The following is a 24,430-nucleotide window of genomic DNA, read 5'->3' as shown; positions in this document are numbered from 1 at the left end:
CCCTTGCGTCCGGGGCCGGGCGCTTCCTCATGCCCGGCCTGTATTTCCCCGCCCTTTGCGTCAAGCCACCGTCAAACCACTTTTTTAATCATTTTTATTGCATATTAATTCACTCAATGGCATGGTTAACGCCATCACCACCACGGATGATTTTCGGCGGTTTGCCCGCAGAATCAAACGGTGGCCTAAAATAACAGCAGATAAATTGCAGACAGGAATTTGTGCATGAAAAAACTATTGCTTGCCGCCACGATGCTGGCCGGGATCGCCTTTACCGCCCAGGCGGCCGATACCATCCGTTTCGCCGCTTCCGCCACCTACCCGCCATTTGAATCGCTGGACGCCAATAACCAGATTGTCGGCTTTGACATCGATCTTGCCAAGGCGCTATGCAAGCAGATGCAAGCGGAATGCACCTTCACCAACCAGGCTTTCGACAGCCTGATCGCCGCGCTGAAATTCAAAAAATACGATGCGGTGATTTCTGGCATGGATATTACGCCAGAGCGCAGCAAACAGGTGGCGTTCACCCAGCCGTATTATGCCAACTCGGCGATCGTCATTGCGCAGAAAGGCAAATTCAACAGCCTGGCGGATTTGAAAGACAAAAAGGTGGGCATGGAGAACGGCACGACCCATCAAAAATACATGCAGGATAAACACCCGGAGATCAATACGGTGGCCTACGACAGCTACCAGAACGCGATTCTTGAGTTGAAGAACGGCCGTATCGACGGCGTATTCGGCGACACCGCCGTGGTCAATGAGTGGTTGAAGAACAACCCGAACCTGGCGCCGGTCGGTGAACATATCACCGATGCGCAGTATTTCGGTACCGGCCTGGGTATCGCCGTGCGCCCGGATAACAAGGCGCTGCTCGCCAAGCTAAATGCCGCGCTGGAGGCGATCAAGGCCGATGGCACCTATAAGGCCATCAACGACAAGTGGTTCCCGCAGTAAACGCCCCATAGCCCTCGCCGGCGGCGGGGGCAACCTTTCAGGCTCGCACCAGCAATGCCAACACTTCGTAATGCGCCGTATGCGGGAACATATCAAACAGTTGCACGCGCGCAACCCGGTAACCGGGCAGCAAGGCGATATCGCTCGCCATGGTTTGCGCATTACAGCTGGAATACAGCAGATAATCCGGCGCCATGGTATTCAGATACTCGCACAGCGCCCGGCCGATACCGCGCCGCGGCGGGTTGACCACCACCAATTGCGGCACCTGGCCTTCGGCGGTGGCAAAGCGGGTTGAATCCAACGCCTGAAACCCAACCTTACGCAGCCCCAGCGCTTGCGCTGACTGGCGGGCGCAGGCGATCGCCTCGGCGCTGATTTCAATACCGGTCAGCTGCGTTTCCCGATCGGCGCAGTGCAGGCCAAACCCCCCCACGCCGCAAAACAGATCCCACATGCTGCTGATGCCAAGCGCCCGCACCCAGTCACGGGCGGTGGCGTAAAGGTGGGCCGCCACCTGCGGGTTGGTCTGGAAAAAGCTCTGCGGGCGGATATACAGCGGCACCTGATTAAACTGCTCTTCCAGCGCCTGCTGCTCGGTGAGCGGGATCTCGCGTTCACCTTCCATGATCGCCATATGCACCGGTTGGATATTGGCGGATATCACCTTAAGCTGCGGCAGTTGCTGCTGCAACCAGGGCAACGCAGCACGCAACTGGGCCAGCTTGGTTTCCGAGCGCAACACAAAACGCAGCATCACGCCGCCGCTGTGGGTGCTTTCGGTCAGCAACAGGTATTTTAGCTCGCCGCGTTTGCGCGCCACGTTATAGGGCGTTAACCCCGCGCGGGCGATAAAGGTTTTTAATAGCGGAAACAACGGCGCAAAGCTGGCGGGATACAGCGGGCAGGCGCATAAATCGGCGGGCGTGCCGTCGCGCTGTAATATGCCGAGCAGCGGCCTTTCCACGCTGCCGCTGACCACCATCTTGGCTTTATTGCGAAAAGCGGCCTGCGGCCCGGTTACCGGCGCCAGCCACTGCGCCACCGGGTGCTGCGCCAGCAGGTTTTGCAGGTGTTGCTGTTTGTCAGCCAATTGCTGCGGATACGGCTTTTCCAGCCACTGACAGGAACGGCAGTTGCCCGCCGTGTACAAAGCGCAATGCATGACGATTAACCGGTAAAATTCAGGATGACGATTCAAGGGCGCAGAGTTTACCACTCTGCGCGGCTAAAATCTCAGTTGCGCGCGCGGAAGAAACGGCGGCTGGCTCGCGGGACAAACAGCAACAGCAGGATCACCAGATCGGGCAGCTTGACCAGTATCAGCCGGTGGAGGATTTGGCTACTGGTTTCCCCTTCCACGGTAAACACTTCGGGAAACTGGCTGCCGATAGTCGCCAGCAGCAGGTAACCGACCACCAGGCATTGGCAGACAACGTAGCCCCAGCGCCCCCAGTTGCGGCCACGCGTCACCATGATGCCACAGCCAATCTGCCCGCACAGCACCACAATGCCCGCCAGAAAAATCAGCGTTGAATCCCACGCCTGCGCACTGGTGCTGACGAACTCCCTGGCGCCGGAAAAACCCAATTCCCCCAGTAACAACACCACGCTCAGGCACTTAATCGCCACTATCGCGGTGCCTGCTACCATCACCGCTACCGGTGCATCAGCCCGCATATGTATTCCCTGCCCGCTTTTCAGCATATCAGCCATATCCGTATTCCGCGCAACAGCGCCGCCCCGTAAGGCGGCGGATCGGGAGATTATGCAACCACAACCCAAGCAAAAGTAGCAGGTTTAGCCGCATTCAGCCACGGGCAGCCTTGTGCAACTCGCGCACGCGCTGTTTTTCCGCTCGCGCCATAAACCACCAGGCGATAGTGCCGATGATCCCCACCACCAGCAGGATCAGCGTCGCCAGGGCGTTAATTTCCGGGTTGACCCCCATACGTACGCTGGAGAACACCAACATTGGCAGCGTTGTCGCCCCTGGGCCCGCCACGAAGCTGGCGATAACCAGATCGTCCAGCGACAGCGTAAACGCCAGCATCCAGCCCGAGATCAGCGCCGGCGCGATCATCGGCAGCGTGATCACAAAGAACACTTTCAGCGGTGCCGCGCCGAGATCCATCGCCGCTTCTTCGATCGAACGGTCAAGCTCACGCAGGCGAGAAGCGATCACCACCGACACATAGGCGGTACAGAAAGTGACGTGCGCCAGCCAAATGGTGAACATACCGCGCTCCGACGGCCAGCCGAGCGTGTGCCCCATCGCCACGAACAGCAGCAGCAGCGACAGGCCGGTGATAACGTCCGGCATAACCAGCGGCGCCGTCAGCATGAAGGCAAAGCCGGTGGAGCCGCGGAAGCGGCCGAAGCGCACCATCACCACCGCGGCGATAGTGCCGAGGATCACCGCCGCCGTCGCCGAAGCTGCGGCAATGGTCAGGCTCAGCCCCACGGCGCTGATCATCGCAGAGTCGTGGAACAGCTCGGTGTACCAGCGCGTCGACCAGCCGGCCCACACCGTCACCAGTTTTGAGCTGTTGAAAGAATAGATCACCAGCATCAGCATCGGCGCATACAGGAAGGTGAAGCCCAACACCAAAATAAAAATACGCCACGGGGAACGCACTACCGGCAAATTGCTCATCCCTGGCCCCCCATTTCTTTGTTCTGGTGCTTGTGGAACCAGAGAATCGGTAAAATCAGCAGCAGCAGCATGATAACCGCCACCGAAGAGGCCACCGGCCAATCGCGGTTATTGAAGAACTCCTGCCACAACACGCGGCCGATCATAATGCTGTCCGGCCCGCCGAGCAGTTCCGGAATAACGAATTCACCCACCGCCGGGATAAACACCAGCATCGAGCCGGCGATGATGCCGCCGCGCGTCAGCGGCACAATCACGCTGAAAAAGGTTTTGAGCGGCCGGGCGCCAAGATCGAGCGACGCTTCCACCAGGCTATAATCGATCCGGGTCAGTGCGGTGTAGATCGGCAACACCATAAACGGCAGGTAGGAATAGACGATACCGATATACACCGCCAGGTTGGTATGCAGGATCACCAACGGCTGATCGATCACCCCCAGCCACATCAGGGCGTTGTTCAACACCCCGTTGTTTTTCAGAATCCCCATCCAGGCGTAAACGCGGATCAGGAACGAGGTCCACGAAGGCAGGATCACCAACAGCAGCAGGATATTGCGCGTTGAGGATCTGCTGTGCGCCACCGCCCATGCCAACGGGTAACCAATCAGCAGGCAGCAAACCGTTGAGACCGCCGCCACCTGCAGCGATTGCAGATAGGCCTCCACGTACAGCGGATCGTCCGTCAACTGCAGGTAGTTGGCAAAGTTGAGCGCAATATCCAGCTTGCCGTCCGCCCAGCTCATAAGATCGGTATAAGGTGGGATAGCGCGCGCCATTTCGGCCAGGCTGATTTTGAAGACAATCAGGAACGGCAGCAAAAACAACAGCACCAGCCACAGATACGGCAGCGCGATCACCAGCTTGCGACCATGCGCCATTTGCACACGGCGGAAAAACGCTTTCAGCGGGCCGGGCTGCTGCACCGGCGCCGATGGGGGCTGTTCAGAAAGTATTGTCATAACGGTAACTCCTCACATCCCCATTAGACCGTCAGCACCACACAGCTATCGGTATCCCAGCACAAGCGCACTTCATCACCCCAGGTGGGCATCCCTTTGCGGAAGCGGTGGCCGTTTTGTAACTGGGCGCTGATCATCTGGCCGCTGAGCAACTTCACATGGTAAATCGACAAATCGCCCAGATAGGCGATGTGCACCACTTCGCCCACGGCAAAGTTGCAGCCGTCTTCCGGCACGTCTTCGCACAGCGTGATCTTTTCCGGCCGCAGCGCAACCTGGATCGGCACCCCGTCCACCACCGACGCATCCGGATCCACCTTGATGGCGTGGCGCAGGCCGGGGCTTTGCAGAATCAGCGCGTCGTCCTGCCGCTGCTGTAAAACGCATTCGAACACGTTAACCGAGCCGATGAATTCCGCACTGAAGCGGCTGTTCGGGTGTTCATAGATCTCTTCCGGCTCGCCGATCTGAACAAACTTGCCGCGGTTCATGATGGCAATGCGCCCGGCCATGGTCATCGCTTCTTCCTGATCGTGGGTCACCATCACGCAGGTGACGCCAACGCGCTCAAGAATATCCACCACTTCCAGTTGCATGCGATCGCGCAGCTTTTTATCCAGCGCGCCCATCGGTTCATCCAGCAGCAGCAGCTTCGGCCGTTTGGCCAGGCTGCGCGCCAGCGCCACGCGTTGGCGTTGGCCGCCGGAAAGCTGGTGCGGTTTGCGCTTGGCGTATTCCTGCATGTGCACCAGCGCCAACATCTCTTCAACGCGCGCGTTGATTTCGCTGCGCGGCATTTTGTCTTGCTTGAGGCCAAAGGCGATGTTCTGCTCCACGCTCATGTGCGGAAACAGCGCATAAGACTGGAACATCATATTCACCGGCCGCTGATACGGCGGCACCAGCGCCAGATCTTGGCCATCAAGGACAATCTGCCCGGCGGTGGGCTGTTCAAAGCCCGCCAGCATACGCAGCAGCGTGGATTTGCCGCAGCCCGAAGGCCCCAGCAGTGCGAAGATCTCGCCTTTGTAAATGGTCAGGCTGGCATCTTCCACCGCGTTCTGGCCATCGAAGGTTTTCGTGAGGTTACGGATTTCCAACAGCGGGGTGAAAACCTTCTGCTGCCGGGTTTGAGGACGAGGAATCGCGTCGTTCAACGAGGGGCTCTCCGGTGCTAAATCAGTACAAACCGCCACGGCAATGGCCGTGGCACTAAAATGGCAACACAGGCGGGAAAGGCCCGCCTGCGGTTGATGATTACCGTGAGGGTTGCCCCTTACTCATCACTTCCCACTTTTAACCTTAGTCCAAGAGCGGGTAATAACACGGTCAATTTTTGGATCCTGCACCTTCAGCGTGAACAGCTTGGCGCGAATATCCGCCGGCGGATAAACGTTCGGGTTATTACGCACTTCGGCGTCCACCAGCGGCGTTGCGTCTTTCACCGCGTTGGCGTAGTAGACGTGGTTGCTGATATCAGCAATCACGTCCGGCTTCAGCAGGAAGTTAAGGAACTGGTAGGCTTCGTCCTTGTTCTTGGCATCCGCTGGCATCGCGAACATATCAAAGTAGGTCAGCGCCCCTTCTTTCGGAATCGAATAGGCGATATTGACGCCGTTCTTCGCCTCTTTGGCGCGGTCTGCCGCCTGCATGACGTCGCCGGACCAGCCGATCGCTACGCAGATATCGCCGTTAGCCAGATCGTTGATGTACTGGGAAGAGTGGAAGTAACGAACGTTCGGCCGCAGCTTGAGCAGCAGATCGTTCGCCGCGCCGGTGTAATCCGCCGCATTGGTGCTGTTGGGATCTTTACCCAGATAGTGCAGCACGGTGGCGTAGACTTCGCTCGGCGCATCCAGGAAGGAAACGCCGCAACTTTTCAGCTTCTCCAGGTTTTCCGGCTTGAAGATCAAATCCCAGCTGTTGACCGGCGCATCTTTACCCAGCACCGCTTTCACCTTGTCGATGTTATAGCCGATGCCGGTGGTCACCATCATGTAAGGGATGCCGTATTTGTTGTCCTTGTCGTTATGCGCCACCAGTTGCAGCATTTCAGGATCAAGGTTTTTGTAATTCGGGATTTTGCTCTTGTCGAGCGGCTCGAAGATGCCGGCCTGCGATTGACGCTCCAGGAAGTTGGAGGAAGGCACCACCAGATCATAACCGGTGCTGCCGGCCATCAGTTTACCTTCCAGCACTTCGTTGGAATCGAAGACGTCGTAAACCACTTTAATGCCGGTTTCCTGCTGGAATTTGGCTAAGGTATCTGGCGCGATATAGTCTGACCAGTTATAGACGTGCAGCGTTTTCTCCGCTGCTGACGTGGTGACGGAAGTCGCCATCAGCAACCCCGTAACAACACCCGCTAACCATTTTTTATGTTGGGCGACCATCCGTAACTACCTCCAAGAACAAGGGGAGCTCAATTTGTATCGGCAATGATACAAAACCTTTCCTGATCGAGCGCAATCGCTGCAACCGCGGGTGCATAGCCATGCAATTGATGCTGCAGGCATTTTTACCGCTCAGCCCACGTGGTCACAAAGGTAATCGCAAGCCCTTAGCAGAATCAGCAGCATACCCGCTGTTGTAAACAGGCACCAGTCCTGAGGGTGAAAAACGCCTTTTATCGATTTTCTATGCAAATTTTCTCTATGTGCTACGCCAATAACGGCGAACTAACGAGGAATATCTGGCAAACTGGCTTGAAATGCAGAATATATGATTACTGAATGGAATAACGCTGGCACACCGCCGCGCTGGCGGTGCGCATCATTTAAACAAGTGGTTAGTGCACGGTTATTTGGCGGGGAGCGCTAGCCGGGTTCTCTTCTTCCTCCCCCATAAACAGCAGATCGTTCGCCCGGGCTTCCAGGATAATCATCGAAATCTGCTCTTCGCCCTGCTGCATAAAGTGGGCGAACTGTTCCAGAGTAATGCCGACCACGCCGCTCAAGGACTGGCACACCACCAGTTTGGGCAAATTGTCATCTTGAATATCGACAAACGCTTTGGTGGTCAGAGAACTGGCATTGATTTGGCTGAGATCGCCCACCAACGGGATCAACGCGGTTGGCTTCACCTCCGCCAGCGCCGAGAACAAGATCACGTTGTCGACCAAATCAATCTTGGCGTCGAACACCCCATCAAAGTTCTGCATGTGCGGCAAGTGCAGCGCCTGGCAGGCATCGCATTCGAAGAAGGAGATCCCTAACTGATCCAGCCAACGTCGTAATAACGCTAAATCCGGGACGATGAGTGAATCCATAAATACCAGCCTCAAATATTCAACATGCGAAAAGGCGCATAGCTTACGGAATATTCACCCAATACGCCACGGCCAATCCGCCTTAATTGACAAATCTGCTCGATCACGCAGGGCTTAACGGCGCGGATCCCGATCCGGCTTCTCGCCGCCGTGTTGTTCGCTATCCGGCGGCAAATCACCGCGCATCAGCGGGCTAAACCCCTGCACCACGCGCCACACCAGAAAGGCGGCGGCCGGCACCATCAGCGCGACGCCAAGAAAAATCATCCCGACCGCCGCCATCTGGCTGCCAAGCATCCCCGGCAGTTGCACATGCCCATGGATGCACAAATACGCCAATATCAGCAATAGCATGCCGATCCCTTCCAACACCAGAACCGGGCGCGGCAGATCACCCAACGATCGCATATTTTTGTCTCCAGCAGGGCAATGGCTAAGCCATCGATTGTATAAATCAGATTAACAGGTAATTCCTGCTTTGTTTTACGCCGCCATATGGGCATAGTGTGCCGCAGCAACAGTGGTGCGCCAACGGCAGTCTTATTTTAACCGGCAAAGCGCCATTGCAATGACAGCTATTTATCTGAATATAAAAACGAAGGAGTATTGCATGTATGCAGTAATTTTTGGGCGCCCTGCTTGCCCTTATTGTGTCCGGGCAAAAGAGCTGGCGGAAAAACTGGCTAACGAACGTGACGATTTCAACTACCGCTATATTGATATCCATGCCGAAGGCATCACCAAGGCCGATCTGGAAAAAACCGTCGGCAAACCGGTAGAAACCGTTCCGCAAATCTTCCTGGATGAAAAACACATTGGCGGCTGCACCGATTTTGAAGCCTATGCCAAAGAACACCTGAGCCTGTACCAGTAATCAGGTTGGTGCCCTCCCCCGCTATCGCTGAGGGCACCGCGGCCTTGTTTACTTTAAGTGCGAGCCGTTGCCACCGCCCTGGCGGCAAGCCTGCAGCATCACCTTGATACATAAAAACAGCATCGCACCCGATAAGCACCAGAATACTGCACTGGTGGCATAAGCCAATTCCTGCCAAAACCAATACGCTGTCGGCCTGAAATAACGGACGAGCAGGCACAGTGGCACCGCACACAACGTGCCGATCAGCGGGCAGCGGATACGCCGACGGCCGGAGAGCGCGCTGGCAATAAATCCTGGGATCATAAACAGCAGCAGGCCAATTTCGCCACGATGCTCGTGATCCATACTGCGTAGCACATCATCCCGTTGGCCCAAAAACACCAGGCTGAACAACAGGAAGCTGCTGACTATACCTGCCCAGTAACGATAGGTCGTCATGGAACTCCTCCTCGATAGTGACGGCCAGGTACCCATACCCAATGACATACCCGCCTTGCCATTTACCTGTAGGCAAAGGCCGAACTTTCCCTTGTCAATAAAAAGAGGATTAATGCAGCAGGCGGTAAACGTTATCCCGCTTTGTGCTGGCTGTCATGCGCCAGAGCGACTAGAATAAGCGCCGCTGAACGATGGAGCGAATTGCCTTCGGCGTTCGGCAATTTTTATAGGATTTTTCTATGTATTTGATGGCTGAATTTAGCGCTTATAGCCATTAATATCAAGCACTTACTGGTAAACAATAAGTTATCCTCCGTGAACATAAACGTCGCTAGTTTGTTAAACGGTAACTACATCCTGTTACTGTTTGTGGTACTCGCTCTGGGGCTTTGCCTCGGAAAAATTCGTTTGGGCTCCGTCCAACTCGGTAATTCGATTGGCGTTTTGGTCGTGTCGCTGCTGCTTGGGCAGCAACATTTCACCATTAACACCGAAGCGCTAAATCTGGGCTTTATGCTGTTTATCTTCTGCGTCGGCGTTGAAGCCGGGCCTAACTTTTTTTCCATTTTCTTCCGCGATGGCAAAAATTACCTGATGCTGGCATTGGTAATGGTCGGCTCCGCCATGGTGCTCGCCATCGGCCTGGGTAAACTCTTCCACTGGGATATTGGCCTTACCGCCGGTATGTTGGCCGGCTCAATGACCTCAACCCCGGTGCTGGTGGGGGCCGGCGATACGCTACGCAACACCATTACCAACGGCCCGGCGCTACTGGCCGCGCAGGATCACCTCAGCCTGGGTTACGCCCTGACCTATTTGATTGGCCTGGTGAGCCTGATATTCGGCGCACGCTACCTGCCGAAACTGCAGCATCAGGATCTGTCGACTTCCGCCCAGCAAATCGCCCGCGAACGCGGCCTGGATGCGGACAGCCAACGCAAGGTCTATCTGCCGGTTATCCGCGCCTACCGCGTCGGGCAAGAGTTGGTGGCCTGGGCCGATGGGAAAAACCTGCGTGAGCTGGGCATTTATCGCCAGACGGGCTGCTACATCGAGCGTATCCGCCGTAACGGTATTTTGGCTAACCCGGACGGCGATGCGGTGTTGCAAGTGGGCGACGAAATCTCGCTGGTGGGTTACCCAGATGCGCATGCGCGGCTGGATCCGAGCTTCCGTAACGGCAAAGAAGTGTTTGACCGCGATCTACTGGACATGCGCATCGTCACCGAAGAAATCGTGGTGAAAAACAGCAATGCGGTCGGCAAGCGCCTTAGCCAGTTAAAGCTGACCGACCACGGCTGTTTCCTCAACCGCGTGATCCGCAGCCAGATTGAAATGCCTATCGACGACAGCATCGTGCTGAATAAGGGCGATGTGCTGCAGGTCAGCGGCGACGCGCGCCGGGTGAAAGGCGTAGCGGAAAAGATCGGCTTTATCTCGATCCACAGCCAGGTTACCGATCTGCTGGCCTTCTGCGCCTTCTTCATTATCGGCCTGCTGATTGGGCAAATTACCATTCAGTTCAGCAACTTTTCGTTCGGCATCGGTAATGCCGCCGGGCTGCTGATGTCCGGTATCATGCTCGGCTTTTTGCGGGCCAACCACCCTACCTTCGGCTATATCCCGCAGGGCGCGCTGAATATGGTGAAAGAGTTCGGTCTGATGGTCTTTATGGCCGGCGTTGGCCTGAGCGCTGGCGCCGGTATCGGCCATGGCCTGGGCGCCATCGGCGGCCAGATGCTGATTGCCGGGCTGCTGGTCAGCCTGGTGCCGGTGGTGTTCTGCTTCCTGTTCGGCGCCTATGTGTTGCGCATGAACCGGGCGCTGTTGTTCGGCGCCATTATGGGGGCCCGCACCTGCGCCCCGGCAATGGAGATCATCAGCGATACGGCGCGTAGCAACATCCCAGCGTTGGGCTATGCCGGCACCTATGCTATTGCTAACGTATTGTTAACTCTGGCGGGTTCGCTGATTGTGGTGATTTGGCCCGGCCTGTTTGGATAACGGGAACAATATCGGCAAAAATTGGCGGTAAATCTTTGCGATTTTTTTACCCTTCGTGAGAACTTTCCGCCCAGGCCACAGTCTTAATTAGTGCCACTGCTTTTCTTTGATGTCCCCATTTTGTGGAGCCCGATAATCCCGCCTTTTTAGGTTCAAGATTATCGGGTTTTTATTGTCTGTATAACCCCTATTGCCGCCCAATAATCCCCAGTCCATAAGCGAAAAACTGCCGCTATCTGCACGAAATACATACGATTTTATTTCTAACTATTTACCCGGCGCCGCCTGAACTTACGCAGAAGCAGTGAGTCATATGAAAATATTTTTTGAATTACGCGGGAGCCATGTTTGAAAGCCTTGATAATCTGCAGAGATAACATTGGGGATACCATTGTTGCGACACCACTCATCAGGAGTATTTCTGCCGAACTTAATTATGATGTCGATGTGCTGGCTAATAGTTACAACGCTGCAGTATTAGAAGGCAATAGCCACGTCAATAAATTGTATATTTATCAAAAAACGCACCACCGGGAAAAAAATGCGTCGGTGATGAAAATTGTTTTCAGGCGCATAGCGCTGGTCCTGGCATTGAGAAAAAATAAGTACGATGTGGTATTTATCGCCAAGGGCTGCTGGGATAAACGCGTGATGCGTTGGATCTCGTTGATTAAGCCGGGGCGCGTTATCGCCCTGGGTAAAGAAAAACACCCGCTTATCAGCGATCTGGTCACGCCGCCGGAAAACTGCGCCATGAGTATCGTCACGCGTTTTCACTACCTGATGAAGCCGTTTGCCGCTCACTCGCAGCCCGGGCCGTTAGCGATCGCCGCCGATCCGTATCAGGTTTCATCATTGCGGAAAAAACACCCGATCTCGGATACGCTGCCGGTGTTTGGTTTAAACATCAGCTCACGTAAAGTCCGCCAGCGCTGGTCGGTGGAAAACTTTGCCGAATTGGCCAAACGCCTGGCCGCAACGCTACCTTGCCAGCTCGTTCTCCTGTGGTCGCCGGGCGCAGAAGATAACCCATGCCACCCCGGCGATGATGAAAAGGCCCGGAAAATGTTAGCGCTTTGCCAAGGGCTACCGATAACAGCCGTCCCGACCAGCGAACTGAAAAACATGATAGCTGCCACGCAGCTGTGCGATTTCGTGGTGTGCAGCGACGGCGGGGCCATGCATATCGCCGCCGCTCTGCAAAAGCCGATCGTGGCACTGTTCGGCAATAGCGATCCTGTCTGCTGGGCGCCGTGGGGTGTGCCGCATGAAATACTGCAAACGCCTGACGAGAACGTCATGTCGCTCTCCGTCGACGCGGTGTTTGAGAAAACCATGCATCTTGCCCGCGCGGTTAACCTGGTTAACTCGAACGTGGCGTGATGCGGCTGGTTGGCCCCGCACGGTAATAACCGCCGCGGGGCCGCTCATCGGCTTTGATTAAAAATCATAACCCACGGTCGCCATCACCGTGCGTTCTGCCCCCCAGTAGCAATATCCCGTGCCATAGCAGGCAGCCACATACGCTTTATCCGTCAGGTTATTGGCATTCACCTGTACAAATGCCCCCTTCAGCGCAGGGTTCCAGGCCGCCAGATCCATCCGCACCGACGCATCAACCAGGGTTGTCGAAGGCAGGCGCAGCGTATTTTCATTATCGGCCCATTGTTTGCCAATGTAGCGCACGCCGGCGCCCACGCTGATACCGTAGTCAAACTGGTATTTCGCCCAGGCAGATGCCATCTGGTTAGGCACTACGTATGGCGTATGGCCATCGTTGCCGTCCACCGAATCCTTAAAGCGCACGTGGCTAAGCGTATAGCCCATAATGGTGCTCAGGCGCGGGGTCAACTGATTGCGCGCTTCCAGCTCGATCCCCTGCGAGTGCACCTTACCGGCCGGGACATAAGTGGCCGTCAGCACATCACGGTTGGCCACATCTTTTTGCATCAAGTCATACACCGCCAGCGTATACAAATCTGAAGTGCCAACCGGTTGGTATTTCACCCCGGCTTCATACTGCTCGGCCGTGGTCGGTTTGAGCAGATTACCGTTGGCATCGGAAAGCGAAGTGGGCGTAATCGCCTGGCTGTAGCTGACATACGGCGAAATGCCATTATCAAACGCGTACAGCACCGAACCACGCCCGCTGACGTGATCGTCACTGCGGCGATCGGCGGTGGCATAACTGTCGCTCACCCGTTTGGAGACGATACGATCGTAACGCATGGACAAATCAACGTGCCATTTATCCAGCGTCATCGCATCCTGCACATAAATGCCGGTTTGGTAGTAACGCCGATTATTGTCATCGTCTTTATAGAACGTCAGCGCATCGCCGCCGGAAACGCCGGTTACCGCGTTCAACGTGCTGGCATAAGCCCCGCCGTCCCACAGATTATTGCGGTACTGATGATATTCCGCCCCCAGGATCACCTGGTGCTCCAGCGCGCCGGTGGCGAAATCCGCCTCCAGTTGGTTATCAATGGCAAACGCATCCAACGATGAGCGCTCACCGGTATAGTAGCGGCTCATCTCATTGCTATTGCCCACCCAGCCGGCCTGGTAAATCTGATCGATTGCAACGTTGGAGTGGGTATAGTTGGCGTTGGAGCGGAACGACCAGGTATCGTCAAAGGTGTGGGCAAACTCATAGCTGTACATCTGGATACGGCGCTTGTATTGATCCAGGCTGCTTTCCCCGTCGTAAAAACTGCGGCTCAGTTTGTAACCATTACGTGAGAAAAGGCTGCCTTCGGCGGGAACGGCGCTGTGATAACCGCCGGAAGGATCCTTCTGCAAATAGGCTTTTAATAACAGCGAGGTATTGTCATCCGGCTGCCACAGTAAAGAAGGCGATATCGCATAACGCTCTTCGCGGGTATGGTCATACTGGGTGTCGCTGGTACGGGTCATCCCGGTGATGCGGAAGGCCCACTGATCGTTAATGGCATTGGTATAATCGAATGCGCCCCCTTTGGTATTCTGGCTGCCGGCAAACAGCCGGAAGTGCCCTTCAGAGGTAAACTGCGGGCGTTTGGAGGTCATATTGACCAGGCCGCCCGGCACCGTCTGGCCATATAACGCCGAAGACGGCCCTTTTATGATATCAACGCGTTCCAGGAACCAGGGATCGATCTGCAAATTGTTATGGCTGCCGCTGTCGCTCATCACCCGCAGGCCATCAAGGAAGGTGTTATCCACATCCCCTCCATGAAAACCGCGCAGCGAAATAGTATCAAAGCGGGTCGCCGCGCCGGCGAAGTTGGTAAACACCCCTGGCGTATAGTTGAGGGCCTGGTTCAGGTTCGCCGCCCCCTGATCTTCGATCTGCTGGCGTGTCACGACAGAAACCGACTGCCCGGTGGTGATCAGCGGCTGGTCCGTTTTGGTTGCGCCACTGCTGGTCTGCACGGTATACCCGTGGGTTCCGCTCTGTGCGGAATCTTCAGGCGCTGAAGTCACCACTACGGTTTCTTCGGCAAACGAAACGCCGGGCAGCAGGATAGCCAGCGAGCATAACAGGCAGGATCGTTTTACACTGAAAGGCACCCACATAATCTCTGAACTCCTAATAGAAGAATTGAAAATCGCACCGTGCAACACTTGCCGTATGGCCGGCAAAATAAATGGAATGATAATCATTAGCGTCGAACTGTAAAACTTTCAAGCATATTCAGAAATTTATTATTCAAAATAATACATTGAAAATATTGTGGTTATTGACTGCTTCCGCCGTTGGACTCATTAAGCAGGCAAATAATTAGCTGATTTCAAATAAAAAAACAAGGAGACGCCAGGGTTAGCGCAACGCAGCTAAACAATGCCAACGCGGGTAATATCGCGCGACAAAAATACCCACACAATTAACAAGGCCTGTTAAAAAATAATTATTTTGCAGATAATCATTACCCACAACATTATCCCCTGGCGGCCATCACAACTCTGGCTGGAATGCATTTCTTTTTCACCATGCGCCGTATAAACTTACTAAAAATAGCCATACAAAAGGTTTGGTCGACATGGGTCATCTGGGGTTAAGCGATCTTTCCTATCGCCATTTTGTGGAAAACGTTAAAGACTACGCGATTTATATGCTGAATCCTGATGGCACCATCGCCAGTTGGAATTTAGGTGCGCAAAAAGCCAAAGGCTATACCAGCGAAGAAATCGTTGGTCAGTTTTTTGGCATTTTTTACAGTGAATCCGAACAGCGGGCCGGGGTGCCGGAAAAAAACCTGGCGGTGGCGCGCCTGAACGGCAAATTTGAAGGCGAAGGTTGGCGCTACCGCAAAGATAGCTCACGGTTTTGGTCACACGTGATGATCGATACGATTTATGACGGAGAAGGTACGCTGCTCGGTTTTGCCAAAATAACGCGCGATATTTCCGAACAGAAGCAGATGAACGATCGCATGCATTACATGGCGCGCTACGATTCTCTGACTGAATTGCCCAACCGCCTTGAGTTTTTCACCGTGGTTGAAAAAATGCTCGCCGAAGCCCCGGAGCGCAACATCGCGATTTGCACCATTGATGTGGATAAATTCAAAGAGATCAACGATCGCGAGGGGCACCATACCGGCGATCTGTTGCTGCAGCAAACCGCCTCGCGCATCCGGCAAACCCTCAGCGGTGATGAGATCGTCGCGCGTTTTGGCGGCGATGAATTTGTCGCCGCCAAGCCGTTTAGCGACAAGCGCGAGCTGGAAACCTTCGTGCGCCGCCTGTATTCCTGTTTTGCCGGGCACCGCGCCTTTGCGCAAACCGAGCTGGTGGTAAACGCCAGCATCGGCGTCTCGGTATATCCGGATGACGCCACCGAAATCAACACGCTGATCGGCAATTCCGATCTGGCCATGTATCGCGCCAAGCACAATATTAATGAGAAAATCTGTTATTACGTTGTCGAAATGGATGAGAAAACGCGCCAACGCAACCAGATCGCCGCCGATATTCGCACCGGGCTGCAGCAGGAACAGTTTTATATTAATTATCACGAAAAATATTCGCTCAAGGACGGAACGGTTACCGGCTATGAAGCATTATTACGCTGGAACCACCCCAGGCTTGGCCCAGTATTGCCAGAAGTCTTTATTGTTATTGCCGAGGAATCCGGCGCAATTATCTCTTTAGGCTATTGGGTTATTGAGCATGTGTGCCGTGAAGCGTTAAATAACAAGGTGGATAAAAAGATCTCCGTCAATATTTCACCGGTGCAATTACGCGATCCGGTTTTTATCGACAAGGTGCGTGAAATATTAATGCGAACCGCGTATCCGCCAACGCTGCTGGAATTTGAAGTCACAGAAACCGCATTTATCACCAATAAACAATTGGCGTTCAACCTGCTGCATCAATTACAAAAAATGGGGATTAGCATTGCATTGGACGATTTCGGCACCGGCTATTCTTCGCTAAGTATGCTGCGCGACTTTAATTTCGACGTGATTAAGCTCGATCGCTCGTTCGTCAGCAATGTTGAAAGCAATTTCCAGACGCGCTCCTTTGTGCGCGCGATGGTCACGCTAAGCCACTCGCTCAAAACGCCGGTCGTCGCTGAAGGCGTAGAAACGCGTGAGCAACTGCGCATTCTGGAAGAGGAAGGCTGCCAGGAAATTCAGGGTTTTCTGTTCGGTCAGCCGGTGGGGATTGAAGATCTGCGCAAATAAGCCGCCACCGCCACGATAACGGGTACGGCGCAGCGGCTGCCGTGCCCATCACAATAAAACATTAATTCAGTGCCTCCTATCATAAAAAAAACTTATGGCAATTAGAAAGCGGTTGTATTACCTTCCAATTGATAACATTCTTACGCGTTTATACCCTTCATACTTCAAGTTGCAGGTGTGTTGGCTTTCCTCGCTCACCCCAGTCACTTACCGGAGTAAGCTCCTAAGGACTCGCTGCGTTGCCGCCTTCCTGCAACTCGAATTATTTTGGTTATAGGATAAGCCAGTAGCACAGACAGGTTAATTAAAAGGTTCACAACATCTATGTCACAATCAAACAAACTAACATCATTTATTCTTATATTTATGGTGTTAGGGGTCATCACCGGCGCATTGGTCCACCAATATTTGGCGCCTGATATCGCCCAGTCTTATGCCAGCAATGTCTCCCTGTTGACCGATATATTCCTTCGTCTGATTAAAATGGTGATCGCGCCGCTGGTTTTCACCACGCTGACCGTCGGCATCATGAAAATGGGCGACACATCCAAAATTGGCCGCCTGGGCGGGAAAGCCTTCCTGTGGTTTATTTCTTCCTCGATCATCTCGATATTTCTTGGCCTGCTGGTGGTGACGTTACAGCAGCCTGGGCATGGGCTTAACCTTCAGATCCCGGCAGGCGCAGTGGACACCGGCCTGGCCGTCAGCGGGATGTCGCTGAAAGCGTTTATCTCGCATACCTTCCCTTCCAGCATCATTGACGCGATGGCCAACAATGAGATCCTGCAGATTGTGGTGTTTGCCCTGTTCTTTGGCATTGCCGGCGCGTCCTTCGGCGAAACCTTTACCAAACCGTTGAGCGACAGCCTGAACGTGGTTGCCAATATCATGCTGAAAGTGACCGGCTACGTGATGTACGTTGCCCCACTGGCGATTTTCGCCGCGATATCATCAGTGATCGCCACCCAGGGCCTGGGGATTTTGCTCAACTACGCATCGTTCGTCGGCGGCTACTATATTGCCATTCTGCTGGCCTGCACGCTGATGATCGCCTTCTGCTACCTGGTATTAAAACAAGACACCTTCCGCCTGGTCAGCATGCTGAAATCGCCGGTATTGGTCGCCTTTACCACCAGCAGCTCGGAAGCGGCTTATCCAAAAACGCTGGAACAGCTGCGTAACTTTGGCTGCCCAGGCAACATCGCGTCGTTCGTGCTGCCCATCGGCTATTCGTTTAACCTGGTCGGCTCGATGATCTATTGCTCATTCGCCTCGATGTTTATCGCCCAGGCATACAACATCCATCTGTCATTTTCTGAAGTTGCGGTGCTGATGCTCACACTGATGCTGGCTTCCAAAGGGATCGCCGGGGTGCCGCGTTCGGCGCTGGTGGTGTTGGCCGCCACCATTCCCAGCTTCAACATTCCCGTCGCCGGCATCCTGCTGCTGATGGGGATTGACCACTTCCTGGATATGGGCCGTTCGGCGATTAACGTGCTGGGCAACGGTATTGCCACCGCTATGCTGGCGCGCAACGAGCCGGCAGAAGAAGAAAGCAGCGAGCTGGCGGGTTCAACCGAACTCCCTTAAGCCAGCCACGTAACGGGCAGGGGCGATGCCCTGCCCTGTTTAGCTTCCCATCCACCGTTACGCCTCTTCACGTTCCGCCCGAGTGCGCCGTACCTGCTGGCTATAGAATGCCAACGTCTGTTCCAGCGACTCCAGCGTCACCGGTTTCGACAGGCAGTTATCCATCCCCGCCGCCATACAGCGTTGCCGTTCCTCTGCCAGCGCATTGGCGGTGACGCCGATCACCGGCGCGCTAAAGTGCATTTCTCGCAGGCGCTGCGTCAGCTTATAGCCGTCCATATTCGGCATGTTCACGTCGGTCAGCACAATGTCGACCGGGTGATGGTTCAGCATCCCCAACGCATCGACACCGTCGTTGGCGGTCACCAGTTGGTAGCCTAATGAAGAGAGCTGATCGGACAGCAAACGGCGGTTGATCGGGTGATCGTCCACCACCAGCAGGTGGATATCCTGGTTGCCCGCCGCCGGCGTTTTGGCCGCCGCCGGCAGTTGTATCGGCGCCTTGTTGCCTCCCACCCCGAACAGGCGGTTGAGCAGGCCGATGGTTTCCCGCGGGGTGGACGTGCTGTGCACCCAATAGCCCGGCCGGGTTTGCTGCGCCGGGCCGATATGCTCAATGGAAAACTCGATCTGCGCCAACAGCGGCTGGGTAAACATCAGCGGGTAATCGCTGATCAGCACGTCGCCCTTCCCGGTCGCCTGCCCGGTATAACGCTGGAGCTGCGCGCCGTAGCCGGCGAGGATCTCCATCAGGTAGTTCTCCAGCCGTTGGTTGCGAATGTCCAGCCATAGCTTGAGCCCCTGCCAGGTGTCGCTGGCCTGCGGCAGTACAAACTGGGCATCGAACAGCGGGATGCGGATAATAAACATGCTGCCAAGCCCAGGCTCCGACTCCACCGCAATATCACCATCCATCATATTGATCAACTTTTCGCAGATCGCCAGCCCCAGGCCGGTGCCCTGGAAATGGCGCTGCACGCCGGTGCCTACCTGGAAGAACGGATCAAACAGCCGCGGGATCTCTTTCGCCTGAATGCCGACGCCGGTATCGCGCACGCTGAATTCCAGGTAGTTATCACGCGCACGCACTTGCAAAATAATGCAGCCGGTATCGGTAAACTTGATGGCATTGTTCAGCAGATTGGAAAGCACTTGCTGCAGGCGCACCGGATCGCCGGAGATACGTTCGGGCACGGTTTGCTCGATAAAGCAGAACAGCCCCAGGCGTTTTTTCACCACCAGCGGCAGATAGTTGCCGGCGATATGGGTAATCAGTTCCAGGCAGGAAAAATCCCGCGGCTCAATCTTGAGCTGTTCCGATTCAATCTTGGAGAAGTCCAGAATATCGCTGATGATTTTCAACAGCAGCCCGGACGAGTTGTTCATCGCGTTTACCAGCCTATCGACCCCCAGCGGCAGCTCCTTGGTTTGCAGCAGCTCCAGGTTGCCGATAATACCGTACAGCGGGGTGCGCAGCTCATGGCTGACGGTCGCCAGGAACATCGACTTCGACTGGCTGGCCTGTTCGGCGGCGGCGGCCATTTCCTGCAGCGACTCTTCCATCTTCACGCGCGCGCTCACGTCGACCAACACGCAAATCGCCACATCCTCGTTGCGGTAACGGGAGTGAACGAAGCTGATCTGCAGGTTGTTGTTGTCGCTGGTCATGACATCGACAAAGTTCACCTGCTGCTCGCAGATGATGCGCGTGATGCGTTCCCTATCTTCATGGGTCAACATGTTGATGTAATTATGCGCCAGCTCATTACTCAGGATGTTGGTGCCGTCGCTGATGCGCAGAATACAGATCCCCACCGGCGCCGAAGCGACAATCTTGCGGTTAAACTGTTCGTGCTCTTCCAGCCGGAAGGCGTTGTTTTCCGCCGGCATGAACATTTTGCGTTCAAATAGCCAGGCCAGGCTGAACAGCACGATCGCCGAGAGCATGTTGAGCAGGACGGCGTTGAGGATCAGGATCTTGAAGCGCTCCGCCACGTTTTTTATCGGCAGCGAATACACCACGCTTAATGAAGACGGTGGCAGCGCCTTTTTCATGATCAGATCGTGGTAGCTGTCCACGTAGCCAAAATAGATGTGCGAATCTGGGTAGCTGTCCGTCGGCAGCGCATCATCGGCCAGGCGCAGCACGGGTTCATTATCTTCATCCAGCAAAGTGACGCCGGTCGACAGGTTGCCCGGCGCAACAAAATCCTCCAGGCGCACCGTTTGCTCGATGCCCAGCAACGCCTCTAGCTTGTTGCCGATATACACCGGCGCCAGTACGTAGAGATAGCCCACATCCGGCCGCTGCGAGCTGGGATTGATCCAGTACAGGTTGCTGTCTTTATCCTGGTTTTTGGCATTGCGGTATTTCAGGATGCGATCGTGCAGCGATTTCAACACATCTTCGCGATCGATCACCCCGGTGCTATTACCGAACTCCGCCATACACAGGCTGTCGCCGCCGATCACAAACACCCGGTTAAGATCGTAGGCGGCGACGAAGTTCTCGCGCCAGTATTGAATCAACCCGCTTAGCGAATCGTACAGGCTGTGGTAGTTGGTATTGAGCGAACAGTTGGATTCAGGGTAGAGGGGATAAAACACCGGCGGGCTGCTTTTGGCCGGGAACACGCCGCTGAACATGTCCAGATTGCTGACTGAACCGTTGAGGCGGTTCTCAGCCATATATTTGATGTCGCGCATCACATCCGCCGCATGGCGAATATAGCCCTGGGCCTGATCAAAATTCAGGTTGTATTCTTGCCGCAGCTCGGATTCTTTATCATGCAAGATGTTGAGAATATAAAAGGTGGTGAGCAACGCGCCCAATATCCACAGCATAATCGCCAACACCCGGAACAGATAGCGGGATATTTTTAGCGCAGTACGAAAAGAGGCTAGATATTTCAATCTGATACCATATGAATGTAAATGGTGGCAAGCACGTTCTTACCTGAAGCCACATCCTGTGTTTGGCAGACCCATCACCCTGTTTATCCCCTGCATCATTCAAGCTGCAGCAACGCCTTTACGCCTGCAACCAGAAGTACGACGAGTATAACTGAAAAAAGGGCCCGGCATCGCAGCCAGGCCCCCTCTTTTATAACCTGCCGAAGCGTTACGCCCCGGCAGGCATAGCCACCCACTAAACGTTATGCGTCTTCGCCATCCGCATCGTCGGCCGCTTCGTTGTCGTCGCCGTCATCATCCAGCGGTGCGGCATCTTCTTCTACCGCTTCACCCGCTTCGATGCTGTCCAGCTCTTCATCTTCAACCGGTTCGGCAACGCGTTGCAGACCCACCACGTTCTCATCTTCAGCGGTACGGATCAGCGTTACGCCCTGGGTATTACGGCCCACCACGCTGACTTCCGCCACGCGGGTGCGCACCAGCGTACCGGCATCGGTGATCATCATGATCTGGTCGGTGGTTTCCACCTGAACCGCACCGACTACCTGGCCGTTACGTTCGCTCACCTTAATGGAGATAACCCCCTGGGTGGCGCGCGATTTGGTCGGGTATTCAGTCACCGCGGTGCGTTTGCCGTAGCCGTTTTGCGTCACGGTCAGGATATCGCCTTCGCCGCGCGGCACAATCAACGACACCACGCGATCGCTTTCGCCCAGGTTGATGCCGCGCACGCCGGTTGCGGTACGCCCCATTGATCGCACCTGCGACTCTGGGAAACGCACCACTTTACCGTTGGCGGAGAACAGCATCACTTCGTTGCTGCCGTCGGTCAGATCGACACCAATCAGCTCATCCCCCTCGTTGAGGTTGACGGCGATGATACCGGCGCTGCGCGGACGGCTGAACTCGGTCAGGGCGGTTTTCTTCACGGTGCCGCTGGCGGTGGCCATGAAGACATGGCGCCCTTCTTCATACTCGCGCACCGGCAGGATGGCGGTGATGCGTTCATCGGCCTCCAGCGGCAACAGGTTGACGATTGGGCGGCCACGTGCGCCACGGCTGGCTTCAGGCAATTGGTAAACCTTCATCCAGTACAGGCGCCCACGGCTGGAGAAGCACAGAATGGTGTCGTGGGTGTTGGCCACCAACAGACGATCGATAAAGTCTTCTTCTTTTATTCGGGCGGCAGATTTGCCTTTGCCGCCGCGGCGCTGGGCTTCGTAATCGCTCAGCGGCTGATACTTCACATAGCCCTGGTGCGACAGCGTCACCACCACGTCTTCCTGGTTGATCAAATCTTCGATGTTGATATCGGAAGTGTTGGCGGTAATCTCGGTGCGACGCTGATCGCCAAACTGTTCGCGCACGGCGACCAGTTCTTCACGGATCACTTCCATCAGGCGTTCAGGGTTTTCCAGGATGAAGATCAGTTCAGCGATCTGGTTGAGCAGCTCTTTGTACTCATCGAGCAGTTTTTCATGCTCAAGGCCGGTCAGTTTCTGCAGGCGCAGATCCAAAATCGCCTGAGCTTGCTGTTCGGTCAGGTGATATTTGCCGTCACGGATGCCGAATTCAGGCTCCAGCCACTCTGGCCGTGCCGCATCGTCGCCCGCGCGTTCCAACATCGAGGCCACGTTGCCCAGTTCCCAGGATTGTGCAACCAGCCCGGCTTTCGCTTCCGCCGGAGTCGGCGCGCGGCGGATCAGTTCAATGATCGGATCGATATTCGCCAGCGCGATCGCCAAACCTTCCAGGATGTGCGCACGATCGCGTGCCTTGCGCAGTTCGAAAATAGTCCGGCGGGTAACCACTTCGCGGCGGTGGCGCACAAAGGCTTGCAGAATGTCTTTCAGGTTCAGCAGCTTTGGCTGCCCTTGGTGCAACGCCACCATGTTGATGCCGAAAGTCACTTGCAGTTGGGTTTGTGAGTACAGGTTGTTCAGCACCACTTCACCCACGGCGTCGCGTTTGACTTCAATCACAATGCGCATGCCGTCTTTGTCGGACTCGTCGCGCAAGCCGCTGATGCCTTCGACGCGTTTATCTTTCACCAGCTCGGCGATTTTCTCGATCAGGCGCGCTTTGTTCACCTGATACGGAATTTCGTGCACGATGATGGTTTCGCGGCCGGTTTTCGCGTCGGCTTCCACCTCGGCACGGGCGCGGATATACACTTTGCCGCGGCCGGTGCGATAGGCTTCTTCAATGCCGCGACGGCCGTTAATGATTGCCGCCGTTGGGAAATCCGGCCCTGGGATATGTTCCATCAGCCCTTCAATGCTGATGTTTTCATCATCGATATAGGCCAGGCAACCGTCGATAACCTCGGACAGGTTATGCGGCGGAATATTGGTCGCCATCCCTACCGCGATACCGGAGGAGCCGTTGATCAGCAGGTTAGGGATTTTGGTTGGCATGACTTCCGGAATCTGTTCCGTACCGTCATAGTTAGGCACAAAGTCAACGGTCTCTTTTTCCAGATCCGCCAGCAATTCGTGGGCGATTTTCGCCATGCGTACTTCGGTATAACGCATTGCCGCTGCGGAGTCGCCGTCGACCGAACCGAAGTTCCCCTGGCCGTCCACCAGCATATAGCGCAGCGAAAACGGTTGGGCCATACGTACAATGGTGTCATAAACCGCGCTGTCACCGTGCGGGTGATATTTACCGATCACGTCGCCGACGACACGGGCCGATTTCTTGTATGGCTTATTCCAGTCGTTACCCAGTACATTCATCGCGTACAAGACGCGGCGGTGCACCGGCTTTAGACCATCACGAACATCTGGCAACGCACGTCCGACGATAACGGACATCGCGTAATCCAGATACGAGCTTTTCAGCTCTTCTTCGATGTTTACCGGTGTGATTTCTCTGGCAAGGTCGCTCATGGAGCTGCTATCCCTCTACTAATGATTCATCTGCCCGCATGCCATAGTGGCAAAGGTGTAAAACTATATCACAAAGCGCGCTTTACAGGAAAATTACCGCAGCAAAGAACCGTTTCCTCCCGCCGGTTCGTGCCTTGCGGCACAGGCTGGGGACAGCGGCGCGCCAGAACATGTATACTCTTCGCAACAGGAACAGGAGCCA

General features: G+C 55.1%; 18 protein-coding genes. 6 read left to right on the top strand and 12 right to left on the bottom strand.

Going from position 1 to position 24,430, the window contains the following annotated elements:
- Window positions 1–225 precede the first annotated feature (225 nt).
- On the top strand, window positions 226–960 hold the full coding sequence (gene artJ, locus ACN28Q_RS20425) for an arginine ABC transporter substrate-binding protein (RefSeq protein ID WP_095848020.1): 735 nt from the start codon (window positions 226–228) through the stop codon (window positions 958–960).
- Between the two features lie 37 nt (window positions 961–997).
- Here the strand turns inward: artJ and rlmC are convergent, their stop codons facing one another.
- From rlmC to ACN28Q_RS20385, 8 genes are all read right to left on the bottom strand, one after another.
- A complete protein-coding gene (gene rlmC, locus ACN28Q_RS20420) occupies window positions 998–2,125 on the bottom strand; it encodes a 23S rRNA (uracil(747)-C(5))-methyltransferase RlmC (RefSeq protein WP_095848019.1) in 1,128 nt (375 codons plus the stop codon).
- A 71-nt stretch (window positions 2,126–2,196) separates the two neighbouring features.
- Window positions 2,197–2,676, bottom strand: a complete 480-nt coding sequence (locus ACN28Q_RS20415) for a YbjO family protein (RefSeq protein ID WP_165907108.1) — start codon at window positions 2,674–2,676, stop codon at window positions 2,197–2,199.
- Window positions 2,677–2,770: 94 nt separating this feature from the next.
- On the bottom strand, window positions 2,771–3,616 hold the full coding sequence (gene potI, locus ACN28Q_RS20410; protein WP_095848018.1) for a putrescine ABC transporter permease PotI: 846 nt from the start codon (window positions 3,614–3,616) through the stop codon (window positions 2,771–2,773).
- On the bottom strand, window positions 3,613–4,575 hold the full coding sequence (potH, locus tag ACN28Q_RS20405) for a putrescine ABC transporter permease PotH (RefSeq protein WP_095848017.1): 963 nt from the start codon (window positions 4,573–4,575) through the stop codon (window positions 3,613–3,615). The genes potI and potH overlap by 4 nt, the downstream gene beginning before the upstream one ends.
- Before the next feature lie 23 nt (window positions 4,576–4,598).
- Window positions 4,599–5,732, bottom strand: coding sequence for a putrescine ABC transporter ATP-binding subunit PotG (gene potG, locus ACN28Q_RS20400; RefSeq protein WP_095848016.1), 1,134 nt, complete (start codon window positions 5,730–5,732; stop codon window positions 4,599–4,601).
- Between the two features lie 126 nt (window positions 5,733–5,858).
- Window positions 5,859–6,968: a spermidine/putrescine ABC transporter substrate-binding protein PotF gene (gene potF, locus ACN28Q_RS20395; RefSeq protein WP_095848015.1), complete on the bottom strand. Its 1,110-nt coding sequence runs from the start codon at window positions 6,966–6,968 to the stop codon at window positions 5,859–5,861.
- 395 nt (window positions 6,969–7,363) lie between these two features.
- Window positions 7,364–7,843, bottom strand: a complete 480-nt coding sequence (locus ACN28Q_RS20390) for a type III secretion system chaperone family protein (RefSeq protein WP_095848014.1) — start codon at window positions 7,841–7,843, stop codon at window positions 7,364–7,366.
- Between the two features lie 114 nt (window positions 7,844–7,957).
- Window positions 7,958–8,251: a YbjC family protein gene (locus ACN28Q_RS20385; RefSeq protein ID WP_095848013.1), complete on the bottom strand. Its 294-nt coding sequence runs from the start codon at window positions 8,249–8,251 to the stop codon at window positions 7,958–7,960.
- A gap of 202 nt (window positions 8,252–8,453) precedes the next feature.
- Here ACN28Q_RS20385 and ACN28Q_RS20380 point away from each other — a divergent pair, with 202 nt between their 5' ends.
- Entirely contained in the window at window positions 8,454–8,717 is a 264-nt protein-coding gene (locus ACN28Q_RS20380; RefSeq protein WP_095848012.1) for a GrxA family glutaredoxin, read from the top strand.
- A 48-nt stretch (window positions 8,718–8,765) separates the two neighbouring features.
- Here ACN28Q_RS20380 and ACN28Q_RS20375 read toward each other — a convergent pair whose 3' ends face one another.
- Complete coding sequence (locus ACN28Q_RS20375; protein ID WP_095848011.1) at window positions 8,766–9,158, bottom strand: inner membrane protein YbjM; 393 nt, start codon at window positions 9,156–9,158, stop codon at window positions 8,766–8,768.
- Between the two features lie 315 nt (window positions 9,159–9,473).
- Here ACN28Q_RS20375 and ACN28Q_RS20370 point away from each other — a divergent pair, with 315 nt between their 5' ends.
- Window positions 9,474–11,162 (top strand): aspartate:alanine antiporter, encoded by a 1,689-nt coding sequence (locus tag ACN28Q_RS20370; protein ID WP_095848010.1) that lies wholly within the window; start codon window positions 9,474–9,476, stop codon window positions 11,160–11,162.
- Between the two features lie 591 nt (window positions 11,163–11,753).
- Window positions 11,754–12,545, top strand: coding sequence for a glycosyltransferase family 9 protein (locus tag ACN28Q_RS20365; protein WP_165907109.1), 792 nt, complete (start codon window positions 11,754–11,756; stop codon window positions 12,543–12,545).
- Between the two features lie 57 nt (window positions 12,546–12,602).
- Here ACN28Q_RS20365 and ACN28Q_RS20360 read toward each other — a convergent pair whose 3' ends face one another.
- Window positions 12,603–14,720 carry a TonB-dependent siderophore receptor gene (locus tag ACN28Q_RS20360; RefSeq protein WP_095848008.1) on the bottom strand — a complete coding sequence of 706 codons (2,118 nt, stop codon included), beginning with the start codon at window positions 14,718–14,720 and terminating at the stop codon, window positions 12,603–12,605.
- 464 nt (window positions 14,721–15,184) lie between these two features.
- Here ACN28Q_RS20360 and ACN28Q_RS20355 point away from each other — a divergent pair, with 464 nt between their 5' ends.
- A complete protein-coding gene (locus ACN28Q_RS20355) occupies window positions 15,185–16,834 on the top strand; it encodes a putative bifunctional diguanylate cyclase/phosphodiesterase (protein ID WP_095848007.1) in 1,650 nt (549 codons plus the stop codon).
- A 324-nt stretch (window positions 16,835–17,158) separates the two neighbouring features.
- Window positions 17,159–18,424, top strand: coding sequence for a dicarboxylate/amino acid:cation symporter (locus ACN28Q_RS20350; RefSeq protein WP_095848005.1), 1,266 nt, complete (start codon window positions 17,159–17,161; stop codon window positions 18,422–18,424).
- 57 nt (window positions 18,425–18,481) lie between these two features.
- On the opposite strand, the gene rcsC is transcribed toward ACN28Q_RS20350, so the two are convergent.
- Window positions 18,482–21,337, bottom strand: coding sequence for a two-component system sensor histidine kinase RcsC (gene rcsC / locus ACN28Q_RS20345; protein WP_095848004.1), 2,856 nt, complete (start codon window positions 21,335–21,337; stop codon window positions 18,482–18,484).
- A gap of 242 nt (window positions 21,338–21,579) precedes the next feature.
- Complete coding sequence (gyrA, locus tag ACN28Q_RS20340; protein WP_095848003.1) at window positions 21,580–24,228, bottom strand: DNA topoisomerase (ATP-hydrolyzing) subunit A; 2,649 nt, start codon at window positions 24,226–24,228, stop codon at window positions 21,580–21,582.
- Window positions 24,229–24,430 lie beyond the last annotated feature (202 nt).

Origin of the sequence: Gibbsiella quercinecans, from assembly GCF_002291425.1 — a bacterium.
GTDB lineage: Bacteria > Pseudomonadota > Gammaproteobacteria > Enterobacterales > Enterobacteriaceae > Gibbsiella > Gibbsiella quercinecans.
This window is presented reverse-complemented; position numbering and strand designations above follow the sequence as displayed.

Bases quoted from the DNA above. Each gene is read 5' to 3' on its own strand.
- artJ (WP_095848020.1), top strand. From the start codon at position 226: ATGAAAAAACTATTGCTTGCCGCCACGATGCTGGCCGGGATCGCCTTT.
- rlmC (WP_095848019.1), bottom strand. From the start codon at position 2,125: ATGCATTGCGCTTTGTACACGGCGGGCAACTGCCGTTCCTGTCAGTGG.
- ACN28Q_RS20415 (WP_165907108.1), bottom strand. From the start codon at position 2,676: ATGGCTGATATGCTGAAAAGCGGGCAGGGAATACATATGCGGGCTGAT.
- potI (WP_095848018.1), bottom strand. From the start codon at position 3,616: ATGAGCAATTTGCCGGTAGTGCGTTCCCCGTGGCGTATTTTTATTTTG.
- potH (WP_095848017.1), bottom strand. From the start codon at position 4,575: ATGACAATACTTTCTGAACAGCCCCCATCGGCGCCGGTGCAGCAGCCC.
- potF (WP_095848015.1), bottom strand. From the start codon at position 6,968: ATGGTCGCCCAACATAAAAAATGGTTAGCGGGTGTTGTTACGGGGTTG.
- ACN28Q_RS20390 (WP_095848014.1), bottom strand. From the start codon at position 7,843: ATGGATTCACTCATCGTCCCGGATTTAGCGTTATTACGACGTTGGCTG.
- ACN28Q_RS20385 (WP_095848013.1), bottom strand. From the start codon at position 8,251: ATGCGATCGTTGGGTGATCTGCCGCGCCCGGTTCTGGTGTTGGAAGGG.
- ACN28Q_RS20380 (WP_095848012.1), top strand. From the start codon at position 8,454: ATGTATGCAGTAATTTTTGGGCGCCCTGCTTGCCCTTATTGTGTCCGG.
- ACN28Q_RS20375 (WP_095848011.1), bottom strand. From the start codon at position 9,158: ATGACGACCTATCGTTACTGGGCAGGTATAGTCAGCAGCTTCCTGTTG.
- ACN28Q_RS20360 (WP_095848008.1), bottom strand. From the start codon at position 14,720: ATGTGGGTGCCTTTCAGTGTAAAACGATCCTGCCTGTTATGCTCGCTG.
- ACN28Q_RS20355 (WP_095848007.1), top strand. From the start codon at position 15,185: ATGGGTCATCTGGGGTTAAGCGATCTTTCCTATCGCCATTTTGTGGAA.
- ACN28Q_RS20350 (WP_095848005.1), top strand. From the start codon at position 17,159: ATGTCACAATCAAACAAACTAACATCATTTATTCTTATATTTATGGTG.
- gyrA (WP_095848003.1), bottom strand. From the start codon at position 24,228: ATGAGCGACCTTGCCAGAGAAATCACACCGGTAAACATCGAAGAAGAG.